The following is a 19,141-nucleotide window of genomic DNA, read 5'->3' as shown; positions in this document are numbered from 1 at the left end:
AAGCATCGCGTGAGGGTGGACTCCGGGTCATGGAACTGCTGCCGTCCGCCGCGTATCCGACCGTCAAGCACTTTGTATTTCGGCACGGACTCGTGGGCCTGCCGGACCTGCGGGAGTTCCGGCTAGAGGTCTTTGCCGGCCTGGCAGGAGTGGCATGGTATCTCCGGGGCAGTGACGGGGCCGGGGCGAGCTTCGAGTTCCTGCTGCTGAATCCGGCGCCGTTCTTCCCGAATTACAGACCCGTGATCCCCAAGTCGGACCTCGAGCTCCTGGAACTACCGTCGCAAGCGGATGCGGCTATCCTGGTCATTGCGACTGTTCCGGACGATTTTCGTCAGATGACGGCCAACCTCCGGGCGCCGGTCGTTCTCAACGTAACCCGGGGCCTTGGACGTCAGGTGATCCTGCCCTCGGATGAATACGCGATTCGCGCCCCGGTCTTCCGCACGGAGGCGGTCCCCGGGGGGCTGAGGTAAGCGGCACACCGAAGCCTGACAGGGAGGTCGGGGCCGGTGCTGGTACTGTCACGGCGCGTGGACGAGAGCATCCTCATCGGTGAAGGGATCGAGGTGCGGATCTTGCAGGTGCGCGGGGCCGGGGCCTCTGCCGTCGTGCGCGTCGGGATCACGGCTCCGCCCGACGTCAAGGTCCTCCGCTCAGAGGTGGTGGACGCCGTCCGCGCCGAGAACGCCGTGGCCGCCAGGACCAGCGGCGCAGTGGGGCCGGACCTCCACGGTGTACTGCTCGCACTTCTGGGGGCCCGTGAAGGCACGCCGGCAACCCGCGTGGAATCGCGGCTCCGGCATGAGCGGCCCGACCAGCCGGACCGGGAACCCCCCACGAGCCCGGAGCCTCAGCCTTTCCGTGAGAAGTGAGGCGAGAGACGGGCGGGGTTGACTGGAACATAGCCGCGGATGCTGGCCTGCTCGTGGGGCAGGGCCCGTAGCGCCAGACCGGTGCGATCGCGCAGGTGCTTCAGGCGTGCCAGGGCGTCGCGCTCGAGGTCCTGAATCGCCCGGATGCGGGCCGCAACCGCTTCCCGTCCGGCGTCGGGTAGCGTTCCTGAGCGCTCCGCCAGGACAGCAGCCAGGTGCTCCAGGGCTCGCTGCCTGCCGGCTACCAGTTCGAGGAGCCGGTCCGGCAGTTCGGGCGGCGCGAAGGCCCAGCGCGCCGGGTCGAGGCAGTCGAGGAAGCCCGCCAACTCCCGTGTAGAGGTCTCGACGGCGTCAAGGGCGGCGGCCAGTTCGGGCGGAGCCGTCTCCGGGCAGTCACGACCGGGCTGTGGCAACGTGCAACGCCTCGCTCCTGTGGAAGTAAGACTAAGTAACGCCGGCTGCTGGCGCAGCTCCGTGCCGGGCCTGCGAGCGCGGCCTTCATGCGTGCAACCCGGATCTCGCGCTGGAAGGCGCGTTGCTTCCCGACCGGGGCGCCGGAGACGCGGCCCCCGCGCCCCCCGCCTGCTGCCACGCGTCGCGCAGTTCGGACACGTGACCAATGAGCTCCTGAACCAGGGCCAGATCCTTGCGGACGTCTGCCTCGACCGCCAAGTGGTACAGCTTCCAGTACGTGGCGTGAAGGATCCGGGCGATCTCACCGGCGTTGAAGTCGAGGGCGCCGATGAGTTCGGTAAGGATATCCTGCACGCGCGTGAGGTGGTGGTGCGCTTTCTCCACGTGGCGGGCTGCGATCTCAGCCTCGGCCTGGCGGAGGTTGCGCACGGCCGCCTCGAACAGGAGGACGATGAGTTTGGACTGCGGCGCCGTGGAGACCGATAGCGTGCGGTACTGGGCGTACGGGTCGTTCACGTGTACCATGCCTCCCCCTCGATGGCCATTCGGGAGTCTCTCCGCGCCGAGCCGTTTCGTTGCCTGCATTAATTTTCAGCCGGCGGCGAGGCGGTCTGCGATCGCCAGCCGGCTTTCCTCCATCCAGCGGGCGAGGTCCCGGGCACAGGCGGCCAGACCCTCGTACAGCACCCTGGACTTGCGCGCGGTCTGGACCTCCCATCCCTCTTCCTCAGGCTTGATATCCGCGTTACTCAAGAACTCGGCGACCGGTTGAAACGCCAGGGCCAGGATGCCGTGAACATTCGAGAGCGCCCGGATGCCGCGATCCACGCGGTCCAGGCGCCGGAGCACAGACGGTACTTCCGCCTCCCCATCCGACGTGACGGCCCCCTCGAGCCGGGCGCTCAGGCGGCTGCCCACGAGGGCCTGGCGAACGAGGCGCTTGAGGGCCCGCTCCGCCTCTTCCATCGCCCGGAGCAGTGGACGCACATCGTCCGCGCCGCGCGGCTGCCACGTGGCGGCGAGTTCGCGAAGCCTTTCTTCTGGGTTGACCGCTTTCCGGGCATACTGCTCCAGGGCGGCGCGGAGCGGCATGGCGATCATCCCTGGCTTTCGGGCGCCTCCCTCCGTCGCGTCGATCACAAGGGGATGGGGGCCGCCGGTGGCGAGGCGCCGCTCGAACCATGTGAGCATGGCCAGGAGGCTCGTATCCGTCCACACCGGCTGCCCGTCCCAGCCCTCGACCTCCACCAGCCGGCGCGTGCGTCGGATCTCGTCGAGCGTGATCGACTCGTAGACGGTCCCCCGGGCATGCGACCGGCCGTCCGTATAGGCCAGGTCGAGTCCGACGTACAGGACAGGATCGCAGCCCATGCGGGTGACGACGTCGAGGGCGCAGTTCGACACCGAGGGACCGCTGGCGTAGGGCGTCGCCAGTTCCCCGAGGATATTGTTCGCCCAGCTCGCGAGGTTGCCGCTTGAGCCGAGGACGAAGGCGCCGCCGGACCACCGCGCCGGGATCGACGGAAAACAGGTCATGTCGTAAAGGAGCCACGCCCCGTCCGCGTCGGCGTCTCGAAAGTGCGCGTCGTTGGCCTCCGCGCCGTCCACAGTGATGACAAGATGGGGGCGCACCCCGGCCCTGAGCAGGGGCTTGAGGGCGGTGCCCACGGCCACGATGAGGACGTTGTCCCGCACCGCCCGCAGAGCCTCCACGTTCTTTGAGAGAGAAGGTCCGGCCGCCACCACCACTGCCGGAACCCCGTGGAACTGGCCGAAGAGGCGGGAGGCCGGAGGATGGTTTAGAGCCACGGGCAGGTTGGCGAAGAAGTTCCCGGTCCACCGCGCCGCGAAGAGCCGCAGCGTGTTGGCGTTCACGATCTGGGAGGTCACCGTGTGGACCACGGCCTGCGCCAGCCGGGAGAACCCGTCCGGATCGCCGCGCCAGCGGGCCGGGAAGTCCACGACCCGGATCTTCCCCTGCGGAAACGGGAAGAGGAGTTGCCACAGCCGGGCGGCGGTGTGCTGCGTCCACGGGCCTGCCAGGAGATGGACAGCCGGGTCGGCAAGCAGGTCCGCCAGCGCCGGGTTGTGAAGGGCCCCCCAGAGGACTTCCGGCGAAGGCTCGAGGATCACGAGCTGACCGGTGGTCATGCGGGCGCGCAGGGCCTGGGCCGGATAGCCCAGGCCGAGTCCCAGCAGTACGGTGCAGCCCTCCGGGACGATCCCCTGTTCCGCCGCCCAGCGCGCGGCCTCGAGCGAGGGGTCGACGGAGCTGTGGAGGTAAACCGGCCTTCCTGCGACGCCGATCCGGCCAGTGAGCTGCCCGGACCGGGCCAGCAGGAGCTCCAGCCGCCCGTCAGGCCGTGCGCCGTCCAGGAGCGGCGCGATTCGCTCCCACACCGCGGGGGCTTCTTGGGCCAGACGGTCGACGTTGGCGCGGTACCACTCTTCCCAGGGAGACAACTCATTCACTCCTCGTGTGCCCGGTCACCTGCAGGCGGTACTTCAGGCGCTGGCGCGTCGCCTCCGGCAAGGGGGGAAGCGAAGCGAGGAGGTCGCTCAGCGGGCGGAACGGCGCGCCCCGGATCCGGGCCCCGCGCAGCGCGGTGTTGAAGACGGTCCGATCCGGGCGGGCGAGCAGGCGGTTCTCGAACCACGTGCGATACGCATCGAGGTTGGCTGTTGTGGGGATGGGCTCACCGGCGTTGGACAGCACCTGGCGAGTACCCGTTACCCCGCTGCGAAACCCGGGGGCCGCGCGGGCGTGGGTCCGACCGCCCGGCCAGCCGAGGTCGAGTCCCACGAACACGATGGGCTCGCAGCCGAGAAGTTCCAGCACCGAGAAGGCCGCCGTCGACACAGAGCCGCCGGATTCCACCACGGGCTCGCCCCGTAGCGCCGCGAGCCGCTCCGCCTCCTCGACCCCGGCCTGAAAGGCCGCCAGGAGCGGCCCGCGGTACGCCTGGAGCACGGCCGGGTGGACCGTGGGGAAGACGACGAGCGACGGCTGATCTTCGACGCCTTCGAAGTGCCGCACCAGTTTGGGCGAGGGATCGGTCAGGATGGCTAGGTGGGGCGTAAGGCCCACCGTGGCGAGAGGACGCAGTGCCGTTCCGACCGCCAAGACCAGTCCGCGCTCCAGAGCTCCGCCCAGGTGCGGCAGGGCCTCGTCCAGGGATGGACCGCCGGCCACGAGGAAGCCCGGGATGCCGGTGCCGAGGCCCTTCAATAGCCCGATCCCGGGTAGCTCTTGCATCCGTGTCGCGTTCGCCTGCAGGTTCGCGGCCAGCGCGGGGGCGGAGGCGCGCCGGGTCTTGTCGAACAGAACCCACTTCTCCAGGGCGGCCCGCAGTCCCGCGCACGGAGGCGGCAGGAGGCGCACCGACGGTTCGTGGACCACGAGGTGGCCGTCGAGCGCGTGACATCGCCCGACTTCTTCTTCTAGCCGCCGTGCCAGCCGCTGAGGGTCCGGCTCGACGACGACGGTGGTACCCAGTGCCCTTAGCCGCTCGAGAACACCGTGCTGTCCGGCCAGCCGGGCGACGGCCGGACTCTGCTCCAGGACGGTAACCGAGAGGGGGGAAGCGATCTCCCATAGCGCCTCCACATGGTAGCCGAGGCCCAGCCCGTAGACCACCAGGACGCTCTTCGACCTGAGCCCGAGGCCGGCGGCCCACTGCCGGCTGGCGGCGACCGGGTCGTAGCGGCTGTGCAGGTACCATCCGCCGTCGGGCGTTACCACCCGGACGGTCGCCGGGCCCGCTGCAGACCCTTCCACCACGAGGTCAGGCTCGCCCCCCATGACCGCCCGTCACTCCGGCGAAGACAGAAACTCCAGCCAGCGCTGGATCCCGGGGACCAGATCATAGGCGAGGATGTCCGCCACGAGGACCAGGTCCTGGTTCTGCAGAGCTGCGTTGAGATCGACCAGCTGCCGGTGCACGTCCGGCATAACATGGCCGCCTTCTGCCAGCGCGCGCAGCGGTGCGGTCACGCCGGCGTACCACTCGAGTCCGTCCGTCGCCTCCACGAGGCGGGCCAGCGCCGCGGCCTCCCGGCCCTGCTGGAGGTCGTGGGCACACGACTCCAGCGCGGCCTGCAGCCGGGGAAGATAGGTCCGGGCGGTCTCTCGCACCTCTTCGATGAGCGCCTCGAGGGTGCTGAGTTCGAGGGCCAGCTCCCGGATCGGGCGGGGATACGACAGGAGGTCCTGAAGGGTCGCAGGCCCCTGCACGCCATCCACCCGGATCGAGTGCACCGCAAGGCCCGACCGGGCAAGAGCCCCTGCAAGCGCCTCCAGGGCCTGCAACTGATCATCAGGCAGGCCATCGAGCCGCTTGCCGTTCACCGTCACGACCACTGCAGTCCCCCCCCCTTCACCGCGTCAGGCTGGCGAGCTGCTGAGCCAGGTACGTGGCCTGGTTCTGCAGTGTGGCCAGGGCTGTCTCCATCGCCAGAAACTGCCGGCGGAGGGTCTCTTCTTTCCTGCCCAGGAGCTGCTGGAAGGCTTCCATGCGCCTGTCGTAGTCGTCGATCACCCGCTGTAGTTCGTCCAGCTGGGCCGGGATGATGCCGGTCTTGACCGTGATCCCGTTGACGGACCGGGTGGCGGAGGTCGTGTAGGAGTCCAGGAGGCTGCTGAGCCGAACCGCAGCCCCTTGCTCGTCGGACGTGACCTTCCCGTCGCCGTTGACATCCGTGCTCTGGCTGAACAGGGCGGCCACGTCGGCCGGATTCGACTCCAGGGCGGCCCGCAACCGGGTCTCGTCGATCTGGAGCTTGCCGGACTTGCCGAAGTCGTCGGCCGTGGTGGTGATGCCGATCGCCGCCAGCCGGTCCGTGGCGGTGGCAGGGCTGCGCGTCACCGGGTCGGAGACCACTTCCCGGAGCTTCCCCTTGAGGCGGGTCAGCAAGAAGTCGCCGCGCAAGAGTCCCTTCTTCCGGTCTGTATCCGTTGCGGCGTCTGCGACCGGCTGTTCCGAAAGGCGAGTGTTGATGAGGTCCAGGGTGGCGTTGTACTCGTCGACCCACGCGCGGATGGTCGCCACGGCCGCATCCACGTCCCTGGCGACGGTGACCGTGGCCGTGGCGGGAGCGCCCGCCTTCACCAGGTCGATGGACAGGCCGGCGATGACGTCCGTCAGGCCGGTGTTGCTCTTCCTGGAGAAGCGCTTGGACGGGTCCGCGGGGTCGGGCAGGCCGTTGATGCGGAAGTAGGCATCCTGGCTCGCTGCCTGGTACTTGGGCGTGCCATCCGTGGAGCTGACCGTCAGGCCAAGGTCCGCGGGAATCGTCAGGTCGCCGCTGAAACTGATTTGCCGATCTGTACCTGTGCCCGTGAGTTCATGCTCGAGGTAGAGGATGTTGTCGACGACGGTCGCCTTGATCCGCAAGGGATTCCCCGTCGTCGTGTCGACCGCTCCGTTGATTGCCCGGGCAACGTCCGCCAACGTGGCACCGGCGTTCACCGTGATGGTGGCAGTGTTCACGCCGTCGGAGATCGTAAAGGAACCAGTAGACGTTGCCGTCCAGCCTGGTTTGGCGTCGCTCCACACCCGGTGGGCGGTGGCGAGTTGGTACACCTCGAAGGCGTAGGTGCCGGTTACAGCCAGAGCGGCGTCCGCCACCTGGACCCTGACCACACCCTCATCCGTGCTTGTGGCCTTGACCGGCGTGACGGCGGAGGCCTGGGCGAGGGGGTCCACCTTTCCCTTGAGCGACAGCAGCCTGCTCTGGATCTCGTTCCAGAGCTCCTGCCGAAGCTCGTAGGTATGCTGGCGCTGTTCCATCAGGTCCAGCGGCCGGCGTTCGATCTTCATCAGCTCCGAGATCATGGTCTCCGTGTCCAGGCCCGAGTACAGGCCGGAGATCCGCAGGCTCATGCTCTCCCCCTCCCCTCTATTAGGCGTACCGGTCGAGCAAGAGCCCCAGGAACTCGCGGATGCCTGCCGCCACGCGCAGCACTTCTTCGGGAGGGATCTGGCCGATGAGCTCGCCGGTCACCGAGTTGAAGACCCGCACCACGATGCGCCCTGAGTCCTCATCGACGTGAAACCGGAACGTGCGGTCAAAGATCCGCGCCGTCTCGTTGAGGCGGGAGACCGCGCTTTCCAGAGCAACCCCGGATTCAGACTCGGCCGCTACGGACCCTTCGACGGCGACGGCCGCCCCTTCCAGCGGCCGCGGCACCGTCGGCCTCGCGTCCGAGGGCGGCGGCGGTAACTGCGGGGATACGCGACGGATGTCCATGGAACGAGATCACCCCATCGAGAGTGCGTGACGGGGTCGCGCCGGCCGTGCGCGACCCCGTCACGGTCACCTCCTTACTGCAGGAGCTGGAGGATGGACTGCGGCCGCAGGTTGGCCTGGGCCAGCATCGCGGTGCCCGCCTGCTGCAGGATCTGGTTCTTGGTGAACTGGACCATCTCCGCCGCCACGTCGACGTCGCGGATGCGGGACTCGGCGGCGGTCAGGTTCTCGGCTGCGGTCTGCAGGTTGGAGATCGTGTGCTCGAGGCGGTTCTGCACCGCGCCGAGGCTCGAACGCTCCGTAGAAACCTTGTTGATGGCGTTCTCGACAGTGGTGATCAGGTCATCCGCCCGGGCCTGCTGGGCGCCGGCCGTACCAGCATCAATGTCAAGTTTCGTGGTCGTGATACCCAGCGCCGTCGCAGTCATCGTGTTGATGTTCAGAGTGATGGCTTGACCCGAGTTGGCTCCGATGTGGAACAGCTTGTTCTTGAAGTTACCGTTTAACAGCTTTTGCGTGTTGAACTCCGTCTGATTCGCAATCCGGGTGAGTTCTGCCTGCAACTGCCTGAGTTCATCCTCAATCTTTGTCCGATCTGCCGTTGTGTTGGTATCGTTGGCTGCCTGTACGGCCAGTTCCCGCATGCGCTGGAGGATGCTGTGGGTCACGTTGAGGGCGCCCTCAGCGGTTTGGATCAGCGAGATTCCATCGAGCGCGTTCTTCTGAGCCATCTGCAGGCCCCGGATCTGGCCCCGCATCTTCTCGGAGATCGCCAGCCCGGCGGCGTCGTCCCCTGCCCGGTTGATTCGGTAGCCCGACGAGAGGCGCTCCAGGTTCTTGTCCAGAGCCGCGTTCGTCTGGGCGAGCCGGTTCTGGGCGAACAGGGCGCTGATGTTGTTCTGGATCCGCATGCTATTCCTCCTCCGTGAAGTGTTCCATCCCGCGTCCGTGCGGTTGGCGGCTACCGGACAAGCCCCGCGACGGCCGGTTCGAGGGGCATCCGGTGACCTCATACTGACTTATCGACGCGCGTGGCCCCGCAATTAAGAGGTGTCGAGCTTCGTTCCGCCGCTTGTGTGCTGCGCGCGGCCCCCCGGTTCACGTGGACTGCACTACCGTGTCGGCAGACGAGCTAAGCAGTTGTTTCAGAGCGTCCTCCGAGAGCCACCACGAGTTGGTGTTGCTCGCGTACACGAATCCTTCCGGCAGCGGGCGTCCTTCCCGCCAGTTCCCGCTCGACCAGAAGCTCAGTTCAGGCAAGATCACGTAGAAATCGTCCAACTCGACCGCATGACGCGCGTCGTCTTCCGGGATCATGACTTCATGCAGCTTTTCGCCGGGCCGGATCCCGGTGAACTCGTAGTCACAGCCCGGTGCGATGGCCCGCGCAAGATCCATGATGTTCATGCTCGGCAGCTTGGGTACGAAGATCTCGCCGCCGTGCATTCGTTCCAGGCTGGCGATGACAAAGCGAACCCCTTGGTCGAGTGTGATCCAGAAGCGCGTCATCCTCGGGTCGGTGATGGGGATCCTTCCTGTCTCCCGTAGCTTGAGGAAGAGTGGTACCACACTACCCCGGCTTCCGACCACGTTTCCGTAGCGGACAACGCTGAACCGGGTTGGGCGGTCGCCCACATATGCGTTTCCCGCGACGAACAGCTTGTCCGAGCAGAGCTTCGTGGCGCCATAAAGATTAATTGGATTGGCTGCCTTGTCGCTGCTGAGTGCAATCACGCGCTGGACGCCGCTGTCGATGGCGGCGTCGATCACGTTCTGCGCGCCGAGCACGTTCGTCTTGATCGCCTCAAAGGGATTGTACTCGCACGCCGGAACCTGCTTCAGCGCTGCGGCGTGCACCACGTAGTCCACGCCCTGAAAAGCCCGATAAAGGCGGTCCCGGTCCCGCACGTCGCCGATGAAGAAGCGCAGACGGGGGTCCGCGAACTCCCTTGCCATCTCGTACTGCTTAAGTTCGTCCCGGCTGAAAACGATCACTTTCTTCGGCTGGTGCTCCCGCAGAACGGTCTCGACGAAACGCCGTCCGAAGGAACCAGTACCGCCGGTGATCAGGATAACCTTTCCATCCAGCATATCGCGGCTCTCCTCGTGAGTATCGGCCCTGTACATTTCATCGGAGAACGAGTCCGCGGAGTGAAGTCCCCAGGACCACGAGTCACAGGAAGGACCGCACGGCGCGCAGAACACTTCACTCAGGTAGTTCCCTACCACATGATCAGTTGGTGCTGGACTCGTAGGTTGGGACGTGAACGCACGTGATGATCCCTTATGGTCGCCAGTGGATCGACGAGGACGACATCGAGGCGGTTGCGCGGGCGCTCCGGTCGGACTGGCTCACCACAGGCCCGGAAGTTGAGGCCTTCGAGAGAGACCTGGCTGAGTATACGGGTGCGCGGTACGCCGTGGTCTTCAGTTCGGGAACCGCCGCGCTTCACGGCGCGTACTTCGCCGCGGGAATTGGCCCTGGTGACGCCATCTTGACGTCGCCTGTCACCTTCGCGGCGACAGCCAACGCGGCGCGATTTCTGGGAGCAGACGTTGTGTTTGCCGACGTGGACCGAAACACCGTGAACCTCGACCCGGCCTCTGCCAGAGAAAGGCTCGACCGCAGGGTGAAGGCGATCGTCCCCGTGGACTTTGCAGGCCACCCCGCCGATATGGACGCGTTTCGGCAGCTCGCCTCGGACACAGGTTCGGTGCTGATCTCCGACGCCTGTCACTCGCTTGGGGCGACGTACCGGGGGCGGCCCGTCGGGATGCTGGCCGACATGACCGTGTTCAGCTTTCACCCCGTCAAGGGCATTACCACCGGCGAAGGCGGGGCGGTCGTGACGGATGACCGGGTGTTCTACCGCCGCCTGGTTCAGTTCCGCAACCACGGGATCGAACGGGATCCGGAATTCATGGCGGATTACCACGGGCCGTGGTACCACGAGATGCAACTGCTCGGCTTCAACTATCGCCTCACCGACATCCAGTGTGCTTTGGGGAGGAGTCAGCTGGCGAAGCTTCCGCGCTTTCTCGATCGGCGAAGGGAAATCGCCGCGCGGTACACGGAGGCGTTCGAGCGTATCGAGGGGGTCACAGTGCCCGCTGTGATGCCGGACGTGCAGCCTGCGTGGCACCTCTACGTGTTGCGGCTGGACCCGGACTTGTACGACCGGCGCGCGGTGTTCGAGGCGCTCCGGGAGCGTGGGCTCGGGGTGCAGGTGCACTACATCCCCGTGTACTGGCACCCGTACTATCGCAGCCTGGGTTACGCCCGTGGACTGTGTCCGGTTGCCGAGGACTACTACCGCCGGTGCATTTCCATCCCACTCTATCCCGCTCTCGACGAGTCCGAGGTGCAGTACGTGATCCGTTCCGTCCGCAGTGTCTTGGAGGCCCATCGCAAGTGAGAACGGAACGCCCCCCCGGGGGGCCACGAAGGCGCATCATCGCCATCGTGCAGGCACGGATGGGGTCTACGCGCTTGCCTGGTAAAGTGCTTCTCCCTCTCCTCGGCGAACCGATATTGAGTCACATCGTGCAGCGGCTACAGAGGTCGGCATTCCTCGATGCAATCGTGGTTGCTACATCACGGGCTCCGGCGGACGAGCCGATTGCCGCTCTCGCACTGGATCACGGAGTCCCGTGCGTTCGCGGGAGCGAAGAGGACGTTCTCGATCGGTACGTGGAGGCGGCCCGGTGTGCCGATGCCCAGCACGTTGTGCGGATCACAGGAGACTGCCCGTTTGTTGACCCTGACGTTGTGGATCGGTTGATCGAGGAGCACTTGCGTTCGCTTGCCGATTACACGTCCAATACGTTATCCCGTTCCTTTCCTCACGGGGCTGACGTGGAGGTCTTCACACGCCAGGCTCTCGAGACAGCTGCCGCCGAGGCCAATCGGCCTTGGGAGCGGGAGCACGTCACGCCATTCCTCTGGACACGCCCCGAGCGGTTTCATCTTCATAACGTGGTGGCGACCCCACCGCTCGATCATCCCGAATACCGCATCACGGTGGATACTGAGGAAGATTACATGCTGGCCCGTGCGGTCTACGAAACCCTGGGGTCGAATCGCTTCTCCCTTGTCGACGTGATCATGTTGTTTGACCGTTATCCGTGGCTGCCATACATCAACCGGCACGTCACGCAGAAGGTCGTGATCACGGAGCGGGACCCTGACCGGGCTCTCGCTCAGGAGTGTCTCGAGGCGGCCCGTTGGGCCGAGCGGCAAGATCTCCACCGCGTAGCAGCGCTCTTGCGGGCCGAGGCAGAAAGGAGGATGGACAAGACCCGTTAGGACCCCATTGAACGGCAGCCCGGGGCCAGGAGTCCCCTTGAAGCTCACGGTTCCCGTTTCGGGAAGTGGTTTTTCATGGTGCGCAAAGGGTTGCGCGCATTGCTGCGTCCGGATGCAGGGGCGTCGTTCGGGCTCGGCCACCTCAGGCGCTCGTTGGCTCTGGGGACCGTTCTGATGGAGAGGGGTGTGACCTGTGCTGTTGCCACTGAGGAGGATCCCTTTGTCCGGGCGATCGTGACGGATCAAGGCTTTTCCTACATCCCTGCGTCGGAGCCTTCCGATGCAGCACAGACGATAGGGAGAGCGACCGTACGAGGCACGGGGTTTTGGGGAAATGACGACACTGTGTGGGACATTCTGGTGGTCGACTCCTACCGCATGACCCCCGATCGCTGGAAGGAGGCAAGAGACCGGGCTCGAACCCTGGTGGCCATCGATGACACGGACGAGCCACCGGAGGAAGCGGATCTGGTTCTTCAAATCCGCCCTCTGAGCAGTAGCTCCAGCACCGGGACTGCAGTGCTGGCGCCACGAGGACGGCAGGTATTGAGAGGTCCAGAATATGCGTTGCTCGGCTCTCCCTATCGGAGCCTGCCGAGAAGGGTGCCAAGCGCACGCGTGCAGTCCTCGGTGGTGACACTGGGTGGGACGGACCCCTGGGGTTTCCTCCCGCGCCTGGTGTCGGGCCTGCGCCATGTCTTGGGTACCGGCGAACGGCTTCACGTGGTGGTAGGGCCCTTTGCGTCGTCCAGTGAATTCCTGAGAATGCTGCACCGTGATCAGCGGATCGAAATCGTGGAGAATCCCTCGCCTGCGGAGTTGGCCGCCCTCTTAACCAGCGCAGACATGGCGATCAGCGGAGGGGGGCAGTCCCTATACGAGATGGCGGCTGCGGGCGTCCCTTGCATTGTCGTGCAAGTTGCGGAAAATCAAGCTACGAACATACAGGGATTCGTGGCGCTCGGATCCATCGTATATGCGGGTCCCGCCGGTGCAGATGGGACCGTGCAGCGTGTCGTCGAGGAGTATATCCGTCTTCGGAGCGATTGGGCTGCACGGGCTGCGATGGCGCGACGAGGCCAAGAAACGGTCGATGGAAAAGGTGCCCTGCGTGTGGCGAGCTCGATCTTACAGAGGCATATCGGTGCACGGGGGGTATAGCAGTGAATCCAACCGTTCGGATAGGTAATAAGGTTTTAGGACAAAATGATTACTGCTATGTGATCGCAGAAGCGGGCGCTAACCACAACCGCGACAAAGGCATCGCGTTCAAACTGATTGACGTGGCCGCGGAGGCGGGGGCTGATGCCGTCAAGTTCCAGACGTACTCCGCGGAGACCTTGTATTCGAAGAAAACCCCTAGGTTTAAGTACCTCGAAAAGGTGAGTCACAAGGAGACGTGGGAGCTGATCAAGGAGATCGAGCTTCCTCGTGAGTGGCAAGCCGAGCTGGCAGAGTACGCGCGGACCCGGGGAATTGACTTTCTGTCAACACCGTTTGATTACGCCGCAGTGGACGAACTGGATGCCCTGGGAGTGCCTGCATTCAAGATTGCATCGTTTGAGCTAGTAGACCTTCCTCTAATCCAGTACGCGGCCGCCAAGGGGCGCCCAATGATCCTCTCCACCGGCATGGCCACGTATGGCGAGATTGAGGAAGCGTTGGCTGCTTGCCGTGAGGTCGGAAACGGGAATGTCATCCTGTTGCAGTGCGCATCCCTTTACCCGGCTCCCGCTCATCTTGCCAACCTGAGGGCCATGGTCACCATGCGGCGGGCGTTCGGTGTGCCGACAGGCTTCTCGGACCACACGGAGGGTGTAGCGGTTGCTACCGCGGCAGCAGCGCTGGGAGCTGTAGTGATTGAAAAACACTTCACGCTTGATCGCCGACTACCAGGGCCTGACCACCCGTTTGCCCTGGAACCGGACGAACTCCGTGCCATGGTTAGCGCAATCCGCCAAGTGGAGAAAGCCCTGGGCCACGGTCGCAAAGAAGGTCCGGCCCCTGAAGAGGCTGAGATGCATCGTCTTGCCAGGAGGAGCTTGGTCGCCGCAAGGGACCTGCCGGCAGGAACAGTTCTCACGCGGGAGATGTTGACTGTGAAGCGCCCCGGCTATGGGATTCCGCCACGGGACATCTCCAAAGTGGTGGGAAGGCGACTTGCCGTCAACGTTGAGGCGGATGAGGTACTGGAATGGAGCATGTTCCAGTGAGCCCGGAGTCTTTTCGCCCGCCGGCCAGCGTATGCCGGCTTCGCCCGGCCCGACCGGAAGATCGCGATCGCTTCTGGGAGTGGCGAAACGACCCGGATGTGCGCCGCTACTCGTTTCATCCTGAACCCATTTCGCTGTCCATCCACGAGAGATGGTTTACACAATCGCTTCGGTCTCCCCATCGCCAACTCTACGTGATCGAAGTCGATAGCGCGCCAGCAGGTAGTTTGCGGTTCGACGCGAAGGGTGAGGGTGAGGCCGAGATCAGTATTGTGATCGCCTCGGGGTTTCGTGGTATGGGAGTTGGGGCTGCAGTTTTGAAACAAGCACAGAAATTGGCCGCGACTTTGGGGTACAAACGATTGTTCGCCAGGGTGAAGGTAGAGAATATACCATCCCGTCGTGCTTTCGAAAAGGCGGGCTTTCAGTTGATCGACCAAGACCATGTAGCCTGTCTCTATGAGGCTGAATTGACTGGGGTGTGCCCTGCGGGATGACAGGTTGCCGGGGTCACGTTTGCGGCAGGGGAGTGTCGGGGAAATCTTCGAGTACCTGACCACCGGCCCTTCCTTGGCTCCAGGACCGTGGTAGTCATCCCCCGCTGTGCCGAGCTCGCCAAAACCGCGCCCGGTTGTGGCTTCACCGCCGCTGGCATGGCAGAGATATCTTTTGGTACAGCCCCGTCAGCAACCGACTAGGGACCCGCACCAGGCCGGGCGAACGAACCCGTCGGAGTTGTGGCACGGGCGCTTCGACAGAAATGATCCGGATGTTCTATTCCATCAGGTAGCCGCTTGAACCGGGAGTCACCCTCCCGGTCTGGTTCATCTGCTCATTGAGGTCAGCCTGTTCATCCCTGCGAAGGGCAGTGAAGCGCGGCGCTATATCCGCCAGGTCACGGCCTGCGGCCTGCCGCTGGTGGAGCCTGCCGCCATCGCGAACTTCGTGAGGGAGGTCTGCCGGTGAAAGCCCTCATCCTGAGCGTCGGCACCGGGGGCCGGCCGTCTTGTACTCCATCGAAGCGCTGCGGGAGGCCGGCATCACCGACTTCCGGATCGTCGTCGGGGACACGGCCCCGGAGGTCATGGCGGCGGTCGGCGACGGATCCCGCTGGGGCATCCGGGTCACCTACCTCCGCCAGGACGCGCCCCGGGGGCTGGCGCATGCCGTGCACATCGCCGAGGACTTCATGGCCGGCGAGCCCTTCGTCATGTTCCTGGGCGACAACGTGCTGAAGGGCGGCGTGGCGGACTTCGTGCGCCGGTTCCGGGAGACCCGGCCCGACGCCCTCATCCTCCTCAGCCGGGTGCCGGACGCGCAGCGGTTCGGGGTGGCCGAGCTCCGGGACGGCCGGGTGGTGCGGCTGGTGGAGAAGCCGGAGGTGCCGCCGAGCGACCTCGCCCTGGTGGGGGTGTACCTCTTCAACCACCGCATCTTCGAGGCCGTCCGGGTCATCAAACCCTCTTGGCGGGGGGAGCTGGAGATCACGGACGCCATCCAGCAGCTGGTGGACTGGGGCTACACGGTGGAGCCGCACCTGGTCGAGGGCTGGTGGAAGGACACGGGCAAGCCGGAGGACGTGCTGGAGGCGAACCGGCTGCTGCTGGACACGATCGAGCCCCGGGTGGAGGGGGAGGTCGACGCTTCGGAGCTGTCGGGGCGCGTGCGGATCGGCGCGGGAACCCGGGTGGTGCGGAGCGTGGTGCGGGGACCCGTGGTGATCGGCGAGGGGTGCGAGATCGAGGACGCGTACATCGGCCCGTTCACGTCGATCGGGGACCGGTGCAGGGTGCGGGGCAGCGAGGTGGAGAACAGCGTGATCCTGGAGGGCTGCGTGATCGACCGCGTGGGGGTGCGGATCGACGGCAGCCTCCTGGGCCGGGGCGTGGTGCTGGAGCGGGCGCCGGACCGGCCGCGGGCGATCAGCCTGGTCCTGGGGGACCAGAGCCGGGCCCGGATCGTGTAGGATGGTTCGGGAACGCGTCACGGTGGAGGGTTCAGCGTTGGAGCCGAAACCCGTGGAGCCCCGGAAGTTCCGCGCCGTGAGCCGGGAGCGGATCGACGGCGTGAAGGTGAAGCCGCTCCGGGTGATCCCCGACGAGCGGGGACGGCTCATGGAGATGCTGCGGGCGGACGACGAGATCTTCATCCGGTTCGGCCAGGTCTACATGACCACGGCCTACCCCGGCGTGGTCAAGGCCTGGCACTATCACCGCAAGCAGTGGGACCACTTCGTGGTGGTCAAGGGCATGATGAAGGTCGTGCTCTACGACGACCGCGAGGGCTCGCCCACGCGGGGCGTGGTGAACGAGTTCTTCCTGGGCGAGCACAACCCGGTGCTGCTCCAGATCCCGCCCCTGGTGTACCACGGCTTCAAGTGCATCGGCGAGACGGAGGCCATCTGCATCAACGTCACCACGGAGCCGTACAACCACGCCGACCCCGACGAGTACCGGGTGGACCCGCACGAGAACGACATCCCGTACGACTGGGCGCGGCGGGACGGGTGAGGCGGAGGGGCAGATGGCGCGGCGCATCCTGGTGACGGGCGGGGCGGGGTTCATCGGCAGCAACTTCATCCGGTACGTGCTGGACCGTCACCCGGACTGGCGGGTGGTGAACCTCGACCTCCTGACCTACGCCGGCAACCCGGCGAACCTGCGGGACGTGGAGGGCCATCCGGGGTACCGGTTCGTGCACGGGGACATCGGCGACATGGGCCTGGTGCGGGCGCTCCTGGCGGAGGAGGCGCCCGACGCGGTGGTGCACTTCGCCGCCGAGTCGCACGTGGACCGGAGCATCGCCGGGCCGGAGGTGTTCGTGCGCACCAACGTGCTGGGGACGCAGGTGCTGCTGGAGGCGGTGCGGCAGGAGATCGCCCGGCGGGAGGCGGCCGGCCCGGCGGTGGGGCCGGCGGGGCCACGGGCGGCCCGGGGTGCAGCCCCGGACGGCGGCCGGCCGGGGCTGCTCTTCGTCCAGGTGTCGACGGACGAGGTGTACGGGTCGCTGGGCCCGACGGGCCTCTTCACGGAGGAGACGCCGCTGGCGCCGAACAGCCCGTACTCGGCCAGCAAGGCGGGGGCGGACTTGCTGGTGCGGGCCTACCACCACACGTACGGGCTGCCGGCGATCATCACCCGCTGCTCGAACAACTACGGGCCGTACCAGTACCCGGAGAAGCTGATCCCGTTCTTCATCACCCGGGCGCTGGCGGACGAGTACCTGCCGGTGTACGGGGACGGTCTGAACGTGCGGGACTGGCTGTACGTGGAGGACCACTGTGCGGCGCTGGAGCTCGTGCTGCTGCACGGCCGGCCGGGGGAGGTCTACAACATCGGGGGTGGGAACGAGCGGACGAACCTGGAGATCACCCGGCGGATCCTGGCGGAGCTGGGCAAGCCGGAGTCGCTGATCCGGTTCGTCCCCGACCGCCCGGGGCACGACCGGCGGTATGCGATGGACACGACGAAGATCCGGCGGGAGCTGGGGTGGGAGCCCCGGCACGGGTTCGAGGAGGGGCTCCGGCGGACGATCGAGTGGTACCTGACCCACCGGGAGTGGTGGGAGCCCCTTCAGAGGCGTCAGGTCGCCAGCAGGGAGTGAGGAGCCGTGCCGGAATTCGGCGTCATCAAGAAGGTGAACCCGCGCGAGGTGTGGCCGGGGGAGGCTGCGGACTTCACCCCCTGGCTGGCGGAGAACCTGTCCGAGCTCGGCGCCGTACTCGGCATGGAGCTTGAGCTCGAGCAGCGGGAGGCACCGGTCGGTGGCTTCTCGGCGGACATCCTGGCCCGCGACGTGTCCCGGAATCGGATGGTCGTGATCGAGAACCAGTTCGGGGTCACGAATCACGACCACCTGGGGAAGTTGCTGACGTACGCCGCCGGCTACGACGCGGCCACGGTCATCTGGATCGCCGAGGAGATCCGCGAGGAGCACCGGCAGGCGCTAGACTGGTTGAACCAGCGGACGGACGAAAACGTGGAGTTCTTCGGCGTGATCGTCGAGGTGCTGCGGATCGACGACTCCCGGCCGGCGCCGCAGTTCCGCCCCGTCGCCTTCCCGAACGAGTGGCAGAAGGCAACCCGGTCCGCCCGGCCCGCCCCGACGGAGCGGGGGGCCCGGTACCAGCGGTTCTTCCAGGCGGTGATCGACGATCTCCGGCGCCGCCACGGGTTCACCGGCATCCGGACGGCCCTCCCGCAGAGCTGGGTCGCTTTCTCCTCGGGTGTGGCGGGCGTGTCGTACGGTCTCAGCTTCGCGTGGGGCGACCGGGTGCGCGCCGACGTGTACATCGACCGGGGCGATGCGGAGTGGAATACCCGGGTATTTGAGGCGTTGCGGGCGCGAAGAGACGAGGTGGAGCGGCAGTTGGGCCGGCCGCTGGAGTGGGAGCCGCTCGAAGGGCGGCGGGCGTGCCGGATCGCCGCGTACCGTGCCGGAAGCATCGACGCCGACGAGGCCACGCTCGCAGGCATCCGGGAGTGGGCGGTCGCCACCCTGGCGGACCTCAAGCGTGTCTTCGGTCCCCTGCTGAAGGACATCGCCGGGTAGGGCCCGTGCCCCCGGCCGATCTTGCCCGGCGGCCCGAGTGGGCTCGGGCGTGGCCGCGCGCGCCGGCCGCGCGACCAGCTTGACCCCCGTCGGTGTATGGTGTAATCTGGAAACCAGCGATGTGGACGGACACCCGTTCAGTGGGCGGCCCGGGCGACGGAGCCGGCGGGGGGCGGAGGGATGCACATGACGGAATCCCGGGACGTGAACTGGGAGGCCCGGTATCTCGATGCGATCGAGGCCCGCCTGGGGTCTCTCGAGCAGGGGCAGGCCGCCCTGCGCGCGGAGGTCGTCGCGCTGCGGGCGGAGGTGAAGCAGGACATCGGTGCCCTGCGGGCAGAGGTGAAGCAGGACGCCGGTGCCCTGCGGGCGGAGGTGAAGGGGGAGATCGGCGCATTCCGGTCGGAGATGCGGCAGGAGCTGCGAGCACTGCACCGGCAGATCTGGGGCCTGGCCGCCGGGATCGTCCTGGCGGTGATCTCGGTCTGGCTGAAAGACCTGGCGTGACGCACTCGACCTGGCATGCAGGAGTT

The 19,141-nt window shown here is 66.2% G+C and carries 20 protein-coding genes; 11 read left to right on the top strand and 9 right to left on the bottom strand.

Translation table 11 applies throughout. The features are described 5' to 3' along the window. The first annotated feature begins 29 nt into the window (after positions 1–29). Both fliW and caldi_RS13990 read left to right on the top strand, forming a co-directional pair. Positions 30–476: a flagellar assembly protein FliW gene (gene fliW / locus caldi_RS13995; protein WP_264842370.1), complete on the top strand. Its 447-nt coding sequence runs from the start codon at positions 30–32 to the stop codon at positions 474–476. Between the two features lie 36 nt (positions 477–512). Further along, positions 513–875, top strand: a complete 363-nt coding sequence (locus caldi_RS13990; protein ID WP_264842369.1) for a carbon storage regulator — start codon at positions 513–515, stop codon at positions 873–875. Here the strand turns inward: caldi_RS13990 and caldi_RS13985 are convergent. From caldi_RS13985 to pseB, 9 genes are all read right to left on the bottom strand, one after another. Then, a complete protein-coding gene (locus tag caldi_RS13985; RefSeq protein ID WP_264842368.1) occupies positions 854–1,288 on the bottom strand; it encodes a hypothetical protein in 435 nt (144 codons plus the stop codon). The genes caldi_RS13990 and caldi_RS13985 overlap by 22 nt on opposite strands. An 85-nt stretch (positions 1,289–1,373) precedes the next feature. Continuing rightward, entirely contained in the window at positions 1,374–1,805 is a 432-nt protein-coding gene (gene fliS, locus caldi_RS13980; protein WP_264842367.1) for a flagellar export chaperone FliS, read from the bottom strand. Between the two features lie 75 nt (positions 1,806–1,880). Then, positions 1,881–3,752: a motility associated factor glycosyltransferase family protein gene (locus caldi_RS13975; RefSeq protein ID WP_264842366.1), complete on the bottom strand. Its 1,872-nt coding sequence runs from the start codon at positions 3,750–3,752 to the stop codon at positions 1,881–1,883. Between the two features lies 1 nt (position 3,753). Then, entirely contained in the window at positions 3,754–5,091 is a 1,338-nt protein-coding gene (locus tag caldi_RS13970) for a motility associated factor glycosyltransferase family protein (RefSeq protein WP_264842364.1), read from the bottom strand. 9 nt (positions 5,092–5,100) lie between these two features. Next, positions 5,101–5,649, bottom strand: coding sequence for a hypothetical protein (locus caldi_RS13965; RefSeq protein WP_264842363.1), 549 nt, complete (start codon positions 5,647–5,649; stop codon positions 5,101–5,103). A 16-nt stretch (positions 5,650–5,665) separates the two neighbouring features. Continuing rightward, positions 5,666–7,171 carry a flagellar filament capping protein FliD gene (gene fliD / locus caldi_RS13960; RefSeq protein WP_264842362.1) on the bottom strand — a complete coding sequence of 502 codons (1,506 nt, stop codon included), beginning with the start codon at positions 7,169–7,171 and terminating at the stop codon, positions 5,666–5,668. A gap of 19 nt (positions 7,172–7,190) precedes the next feature. Continuing rightward, positions 7,191–7,478 (bottom strand): flagellar protein FlaG, encoded by a 288-nt coding sequence (locus tag caldi_RS13955; protein ID WP_264842361.1) that lies wholly within the window; start codon positions 7,476–7,478, stop codon positions 7,191–7,193. Between the two features lie 134 nt (positions 7,479–7,612). Next, on the bottom strand, positions 7,613–8,449 hold the full coding sequence (locus caldi_RS13950; RefSeq protein WP_264842360.1) for a flagellin N-terminal helical domain-containing protein: 837 nt from the start codon (positions 8,447–8,449) through the stop codon (positions 7,613–7,615). A gap of 187 nt (positions 8,450–8,636) precedes the next feature. After that, positions 8,637–9,629, bottom strand: coding sequence for a UDP-N-acetylglucosamine 4,6-dehydratase (inverting) (pseB, locus tag caldi_RS13945; protein WP_264842359.1), 993 nt, complete (start codon positions 9,627–9,629; stop codon positions 8,637–8,639). Positions 9,630–9,814: 185 nt separating this feature from the next. On the opposite strand from pseB, the gene pseC reads away from it, so the two are divergent. The 9 genes from pseC (at position 9,815) to caldi_RS13900 (ending at position 19,115) form a co-directional block, all read left to right on the top strand. Beyond that, positions 9,815–10,954, top strand: a complete 1,140-nt coding sequence (gene pseC, locus caldi_RS13940; protein WP_264844815.1) for a UDP-4-amino-4,6-dideoxy-N-acetyl-beta-L-altrosamine transaminase — start codon at positions 9,815–9,817, stop codon at positions 10,952–10,954. Further along, entirely contained in the window at positions 10,858–11,844 is a 987-nt protein-coding gene (locus tag caldi_RS13935) for a glycosyltransferase family protein (RefSeq protein WP_319951766.1), read from the top strand. Before pseC ends, caldi_RS13935 begins: the two co-directional genes overlap by 97 nt. A gap of 1,220 nt (positions 11,845–13,064) precedes the next feature. After that, positions 13,065–14,057, top strand: coding sequence for an N-acetylneuraminate synthase family protein (locus caldi_RS13930; protein ID WP_264842357.1), 993 nt, complete (start codon positions 13,065–13,067; stop codon positions 14,055–14,057). Beyond that, positions 14,054–14,554 carry a GNAT family N-acetyltransferase gene (locus caldi_RS13925; RefSeq protein ID WP_264842356.1) on the top strand — a complete coding sequence of 167 codons (501 nt, stop codon included), beginning with the start codon at positions 14,054–14,056 and terminating at the stop codon, positions 14,552–14,554. Before caldi_RS13930 ends, caldi_RS13925 begins: the two co-directional genes overlap by 4 nt. 509 nt (positions 14,555–15,063) lie before the next feature. After that, positions 15,064–16,023 (top strand): glucose-1-phosphate thymidylyltransferase, encoded by a 960-nt coding sequence (locus tag caldi_RS13920; protein ID WP_264842355.1) that lies wholly within the window; start codon positions 15,064–15,066, stop codon positions 16,021–16,023. Between the two features lie 37 nt (positions 16,024–16,060). Further along, positions 16,061–16,567 carry a dTDP-4-dehydrorhamnose 3,5-epimerase family protein gene (locus caldi_RS13915; protein ID WP_264842354.1) on the top strand — a complete coding sequence of 169 codons (507 nt, stop codon included), beginning with the start codon at positions 16,061–16,063 and terminating at the stop codon, positions 16,565–16,567. Between the two features lie 13 nt (positions 16,568–16,580). Next, the gene (rfbB, locus tag caldi_RS13910) at positions 16,581–17,660 is read left to right on the top strand and encodes a dTDP-glucose 4,6-dehydratase (RefSeq protein ID WP_264842353.1); all 1,080 of its coding nucleotides are present in this window, start codon (positions 16,581–16,583) and stop codon (positions 17,658–17,660) included. A 6-nt stretch (positions 17,661–17,666) separates the two neighbouring features. Further along, positions 17,667–18,608: a DUF4268 domain-containing protein gene (locus caldi_RS13905; RefSeq protein ID WP_264842352.1), complete on the top strand. Its 942-nt coding sequence runs from the start codon at positions 17,667–17,669 to the stop codon at positions 18,606–18,608. A gap of 186 nt (positions 18,609–18,794) precedes the next feature. Beyond that, a complete protein-coding gene (locus caldi_RS13900; RefSeq protein WP_264842351.1) occupies positions 18,795–19,115 on the top strand; it encodes a hypothetical protein in 321 nt (106 codons plus the stop codon). Positions 19,116–19,141 lie beyond the last annotated feature (26 nt).

Source organism: Caldinitratiruptor microaerophilus (assembly GCF_025999835.1).
In the GTDB taxonomy this organism is placed as follows: Bacteria; Bacillota; Sulfobacillia; order Symbiobacteriales; family ZC4RG38; genus Caldinitratiruptor; species Caldinitratiruptor microaerophilus.
Note: the sequence above shows the minus strand (reverse complement) of the source record. Positions and strands in the feature narration are given on the sequence as shown.